Below are 1,097 nucleotides of genomic sequence, written 5' to 3'. Positions count from 1 at the left end.
GACGTTCCTCCCCACACATATGGTACGCCTATGAATTTTTTGGAATAAGCAACAATATCACTAGCTGTCGCTTGCGTTGAACTATTGACAGTTGAAGAACCAGTGGAGCCGTTAGATGCGTTATTTAAGGCATTTAAAGTAGCCGGACCTACTATTCCATCCACGGCTAAGCCATGATCCCGTTGAAAATTCATAACCGCAGTTTGAGTAACTGTACCAAAATATCCTGTTGGTGTGGCATTAAAGTAACCTTTTCCCTTTAACAATTGCTGTACTTTTTCAACTTCATTGCTAGTCATTCCATATTTTAAAAGTGTACCGTTTGTAACCGTACTTGTTGAATTACCTATTAACGCTTGATATGTATTAGATCCTACAATTCCATCAGCGGTTAAACTATGAGAACGCTGAAAGCTTAAAACTGAATCTTTTGTAATTGAACCAAAATAGCCAGTCGAAGTAGCTGAAAATATCCCCTTCTGTCTTAAAACATCCTGTAATTCTTTTACGTCTGGATCTGTCATACCTTCTTTTAATAGCTTGTCTCCTAAAGCTGCCTGGCTTATTGTTGGTAACACAATCAATGACGAGCATAGAGCTAATGAAGAAATTATCTTTTTCACTAAGTATATCCCCCGATGTTATATTTTTCTTGTTCTTGACTATAAAATTTTAGCAGGGAGAAAGAGAAAAGAAACAACCTATTTGTGAATTTTTTGTGACATTTTCAAAAATCACTTGATTTATTAGGAGGTAACTATTTATTTTGTCATATAAAGTATAAATATACTTATAATGGTTAAATCTGTTGTTCTTGAACCTCATTTTTCTTTTTACTTATGTGACGCTAAATCTTGAATACAATAAAAAACCTTTCTGTAATGGTGGACACCAAAAGGAAAGATAGGATGCCAGCGCGAAGAGATAGGAGGAATAATGTGAGCAAATTAGTGTTTTTGAAGCGCCGGTTTAAATACTTACTTATTAAACTATTAAGATTAAAAGATCATTCACATAAAGTTGCGCTAGGTTTTAGTCTAGGTTCTGTTGTGAACTTTGTTCCTACCTTTGGATTGGGCCTTATAATATCCGTAGGT

At 35.0% G+C, this 1,097-nt stretch carries 2 protein-coding genes; one reads left to right on the top strand and one right to left on the bottom strand.

What is annotated here, in order from left to right:
* Positions 1-623, bottom strand: a 623-nt coding sequence (locus AC1DRF_RS29155; RefSeq protein WP_477742461.1) for a peptidoglycan-binding domain-containing protein, incomplete at its 3' end; no start/stop codon positions are given.
* A gap of 258 nt (positions 624-881) precedes the next feature.
* Here AC1DRF_RS29155 and AC1DRF_RS29150 point away from each other — a divergent pair.
* Positions 882-1,097, top strand: a 216-nt coding sequence (locus AC1DRF_RS29150) for a DUF2062 domain-containing protein (RefSeq protein ID WP_477742462.1), incomplete at its 3' end; no start/stop codon positions are given.

Source organism: Priestia sp. P5_B4, from assembly GCF_056400385.1.
Note: the sequence above shows the minus strand (reverse complement) of the source record. Positions and strands in the feature narration are given on the sequence as shown.